Annotated in this window: 4 protein-coding genes; all 4 read left to right on the top strand. The window is 68.1% G+C overall.

Translation table 11 applies throughout. The features are described from left to right. A partial coding sequence (locus KGM94_RS23745) for an RMD1 family protein (protein WP_300264687.1) occupies positions 1-484 on the top strand: 484 nt, incomplete at its 5' end. A 158-nt stretch (positions 485-642) separates the two neighbouring features. Beyond that, positions 643-1,806, top strand: coding sequence for a PA0069 family radical SAM protein (locus tag KGM94_RS23740; RefSeq protein ID WP_300264689.1), 1,164 nt, complete (start codon positions 643-645; stop codon positions 1,804-1,806). Positions 1,807-1,912: 106 nt separating this feature from the next. Further along, positions 1,913-2,713 (top strand): ribonuclease HII, encoded by an 801-nt coding sequence (locus KGM94_RS23735; protein ID WP_300264685.1) that lies wholly within the window; start codon positions 1,913-1,915, stop codon positions 2,711-2,713. Positions 2,714-2,878: 165 nt separating this feature from the next. Continuing rightward, entirely contained in the window at positions 2,879-4,387 is a 1,509-nt protein-coding gene (locus tag KGM94_RS23730) for a glycosyltransferase family 39 protein (RefSeq protein ID WP_300264683.1), read from the top strand. The last annotated feature ends 148 nt before the right edge of the window (positions 4,388-4,535 follow it).

Here is a 4,535-nt window from a genome sequence, read left to right as displayed (position 1 = left end):
CTGTCTCAGCAAGTTCTCCGACGACCGGCTGCTCCTGATCGCGGATGCGCTCGCCAAGAGCACGGCACTGGCGCGCGACGAGCGGCGCGTCGCCGCCGTGTTCGACGTCATCGAGCCGCTTGCGCGCGAGCTTGCCGAGCATGGCCGTACGCCGCGCCGGCGCAAGGCGATCCTGCAACTGATCGGCAACGCGCTCCTGGTCCAGCAGCGCGTCGCCGGCCGCGTCGCCATCGCCGAGAAGCCCGACGTGCTCTGGGAGAAGCCGGAGCTCGACCGGCTCTACGCCCGGCTCGCGGACGAGTATGAATTGAAGGAGCGGCTCGACACGCTCGAGCGCAAGCTCGCGGCGATCTCGGAGACCGCCAACGCGCTGACCGACATCATCGACACCCAGCGGTCACTGCGGCTCGAACTGGCGGTGGTCGTGCTGATCGTGATCGAGGTCGCGATCGGCTGTTTCCAGATTCTGGCCGGACGTTACTGAGGCAAGGCCGCGCGCGCGGCCTTGCCTCCGCTTGAGGGATGGAGGCTCGCCATCCCGGGCCAAAGCCCGCAGTAGCTCTGCACAGGCATCGTTCACCTTCGCGTGGCTTTCGAGATTGATGTTCTTGATTTGTTCTCATGGCCTGCTACATTGCTTTCATGAGTCGAGCATCCTCTCATGCCCTCAGGCACCCGCCGGTCACGGCGCCCTCCGAGCCGGCGGGTGCGCCTTCCGCCTTTCCCGAGCTTGCGGTTGCGATCGACTGCGAGCGGCGGCGCGGGCGGGGCGCGCAGTCCAATGCCAGCGGCCGCTACGAGGCGGAGGCGCGGATCGCCTTCGACGACGGCTGGCAGAGCCTGGACGAGCTGCCGCCCTTCAAGACCACCGTGTCGGTGGATGCCTCGCGCAAGGTAATAACGCGCAACGATTCCCCCGACATCGGCTTCGACCGCTCGATCAATCCCTACCGGGGCTGCGAGCACGGCTGCGTCTACTGCTTCGCGCGGCCGACCCATGCCTATCTCGGCCTGTCGCCCGGTCTCGACTTCGAGACCAATCTCTATGCCAAGCCCGACGCACCGGCGCTGCTGGAGAAGGAACTCGCCGCGCCCGGCTACGAGCCGCGGATGATCGCGATCGGCACCAACACCGATCCGTATCAGCCGATCGAACGCGAGCGGAAGATCATGCGCGGCATCCTGGAGGTGCTGGAGCGCACCGGCCATCCCGTCGGCATCGTCACCAAGTCGGCGCTGGTCGTGCGCGACATCGACATCCTGTCGCGGATGGCGAAGCGCAATCTCGCCAAGGTCGCGATCTCGGTGACGACGCTCGATCCCAGGCTGGCGCGCACCATGGAGCCGCGCGCCGCGACGCCGCCGAAGCGGTTGGAGGCGTTGCGGCAGCTTGCCGATGCCGGCATCCCGACCACCGTGATGGTGGCGCCCGTGATTCCCGCGCTGAACGATTCCGAGATCGAGCGCATCCTCGATGCGGCCGCGCATGCCGGCGTCAAGGAGGCGGCCTATGTGCTGCTCAGGCTGCCGCTCGAGGTTCGCGACCTCTTCCGCGAGTGGCTGATGGCGAACTATCCGGACCGCTACCGTCACGTCTTCACCCTGATCCGCGACATGCGGGGCGGGCGCGACTACGACTCGCAATGGGGAACGCGGATGAAGGGCACCGGCCCGATGGCCTGGACCATCGGCCGCCGCTTCGAGATCGCCTGCGACAAGCTCGGGCTCAACAGGCGGCGCACCAGGCTGACGACGGACCATTTTGCAAGACCCAAGCGCAACGGCGAACAGCTCAGCCTGTTCTAAGGCGTTTTGGACGCGGGCATCCCCTCTAACCAAGGGCGTATGAATAACGGGAATTTTGCCGGGTTCCCGGTTGCGCGGGCAGGCCCGCTTGCGCACGATCCCGGCCATGATTCGGGATAAGTCCGTCAGAAAGACCAAGGCGAAGGCACCGGCCCAGACCAGGGCAGGCAAGGAGGCCAAGGCGGCCAAAGGCGTCATCGCCGTGGCGTCGCCGAGCTTTCGCCGCGAGCGCGCGCTGATCAAGCGCGGCGTCTGGCCTGTCGCGGGTTGCGACGAGGCCGGGCGCGGTCCCTTGGCCGGGCCCGTGGTCGCCGCCGCCGTGATCCTCGATCCCGACCGCATCCCCAGGGGCATCGACGATTCCAAGCGACTGACGGCCGAGCAGCGCGAAAAGTTGTTCGAGAAGATTTGCGCGACCGCGCAGGTCTCCGTCGCCGTCGGCTCGACGGCCCGCATCGACCGCGACAATATCCTGCGCGCCTCGCTCTGGGCGCTGAAGCGCGCGGTGCTGGCGCTGCCGGAGCCTCCCAGGCATGTCTTCGTCGACGGCCGCGACCGGCTGGATACGGCCTGCGACTGCGATGCCGTGATCGGCGGCGACGGCCTGGTGCTGTCGATTGCCGCCGCCTCGATCGTGGCGAAAGTGACGCGTGACCGGTTGATGTGCGCGCTGGCGCAGGACTGTCCGGGCTACGGTTTCGAGCAGCACAAGGGCTACGCCGTTCCCGAGCATCTGGAGGCGCTCGACCGCCTCGGTCCCTCCGTGCACCATCGCAGCTTCTTCGCCCCCGTCGTCGCCGCGCGCCAAAAGCACATGCCATGGACGGTCGAGCCCAAGCGCGACCTGTTCTCGGTGGCGGCCAGGGCGGACGTTCAGATCGAACTCGCCGCGTCGGAGACCCTCTAATTTAGAGCAGAGACAAGCCGGGCTTCTTCTTCACCTCGCTCCGCGAGCTGGGAGAGGGAGAAGTGCCGCCGCAAGTCCAGTTGCCACGGCGCGTGGCGCGCTTTATCAAAATGCGAGCGAATTGAGCCGGCTTGGACGGGTTGGCTGCATCATTTCGGACGTTGCATGCGGTTCACCTCCCTGGTCATCGAGCTCATTCGCGCCCGGCCGCGGCTGGTCGTGTGGCTGGTGGTGCTGCTGCAGGCCGCGCTCTGGCTGTTCGTCGCGCTGGTGTTCTACCGGAGTCCGCCCGGCAATCTCGCCACGGCGCTCGCCTTCGGCCGCGAATACCAGGTCGGCACCGACCTCGGCCCGCCGCTGGCGTTCTGGCTCGCCGATATCGCCTATCGCGCCGCCGGCAACCACATGATCGGCGTCTATCTGCTCGCCGAGCTCTGCGGGATCGCGACCCTCGTCACGCTCTACCATCTGGCCCGCGTCGTGGTCGGCACCCATCAGGCGGTGCTCGCCGTGCTGCTGACCATGACGGTGCTGGCCTTTTCGGCGCCCACGCTCGAATTCGGCCCGACGGTGCTGGCCCGTCCGCTCTGGGCGCTGCTGCTGCTGTATTCCTGGCAGCTCATCGGCCAGCGTCGCGGCAACGTCTGGTTCGCCTGGTCGATCGCGGCCGGGCTGCTGCTCCTGACGACGCCGGCGGCGAGCGGCCTGTTGCTCCTGCTCGTCATCTTCGCCGTTGCGACCGCGGGCGGCCGCCGGACGCTCAGGGCGCTCGATCCGCTGTTCGCGTTGCTCGTCATCATCGTGCTGGCGCTGCCTTATCTGGTCTGGCTGATCCGCGCCGGTGCGCTTGCGGTGCCGGCCCTGCCGCAACTCGCCGAGCTCGGCGCGCGCGGGCTCAACACGGCCTGGCTGCTCGGCGGCCTGGTGCTTGCCGCGGCCGCCATTCCCGTGCTCAGCGTGCTCAACATGAGCTGGTTCGCGGCCAAGGGCGAGGAGGCGCCGATCATCTACCGGCCGCCGGTCGAGCCCCTGGCGCGCAATTTCGTCTACTTCTTCGCGCTCGCACCGGCGCTCGCGGCGGTGCTGATCTCGGGCCTGTTCGGATTCGACCGCGTCGTCGGCGGCGCCGGCGTCGTGCTTCTGCCGTCGGGGCTCGTCGCGATCGTCGCGGCCGGCGACATCATCGCGATGCGGCACCAGCGCGTGCTGCGGGCGGTGTGGGCGGCTGCGGTCGTGGCGCCCGCGGCGGCGGTGGCGGCGACGACCCTGCTCCTGCCCTGGACCGGCGCCGGCGAAGTCTCCACCTCCATGCCGGGCCGCGCGATCTCCGATTTCTTCGACGACAGCTTCGTCCGCCGCACCAATCATCCCTTGCGCGCGGTCGCGGGCGAAACCCAGCTCGCAAGCTTGATTGCGCTGCATTCCGGCCGTCCGCATCTGCTGGTCGACGCCGCGCCCACCCGCACGCCGTGGATCACGCCGGCCAGATTCGGCGAGACCGGCGGTGTCGTGGTCTGGCGCGCCTCCGACACCGCCGGCACGCCGCCGCCCGAGATCGCCGAGCGCTTTCCCGGCATCGTACCGGAAGTGCCGCGCGCCTTCGAATGGTTAGTGACGGGGCGGCAGCCCTTGCTGCGGATCGGTTGGGCCATCGTGCGGCCGAAGGGCACGTAGCGCGCGCTCGCATCCGCAATGGAGCAATCGTAGATTTCATGGGGCGGTGAGCGTGGCCTTTCCGATAGGTTTGGGTTTCCTCACTCGAACCCACGGAGAGTCAGATGCAAGCATCGACCATAGGCACGCCCACCGCCGGCCATAATGG

It is taken from the genome of Bradyrhizobium sp. (genome assembly GCF_028868675.1).
Taxonomy (GTDB): domain Bacteria; phylum Pseudomonadota; class Alphaproteobacteria; order Rhizobiales; family Xanthobacteraceae; genus Bradyrhizobium.
This window is presented reverse-complemented; position numbering and strand designations above follow the sequence as displayed.

Excerpts from the sequence above, each read along its gene's own strand:
- KGM94_RS23740 (WP_300264689.1), top strand. The coding sequence starts at position 643 with ATGAGTCGAGCATCCTCTCATGCCCTCAGGCACCCGCCGGTCACGGCG.
- KGM94_RS23735 (WP_300264685.1), top strand. The coding sequence starts at position 1,913 with ATGATTCGGGATAAGTCCGTCAGAAAGACCAAGGCGAAGGCACCGGCC.
- KGM94_RS23730 (WP_300264683.1), top strand. The coding sequence starts at position 2,879 with ATGCGGTTCACCTCCCTGGTCATCGAGCTCATTCGCGCCCGGCCGCGG.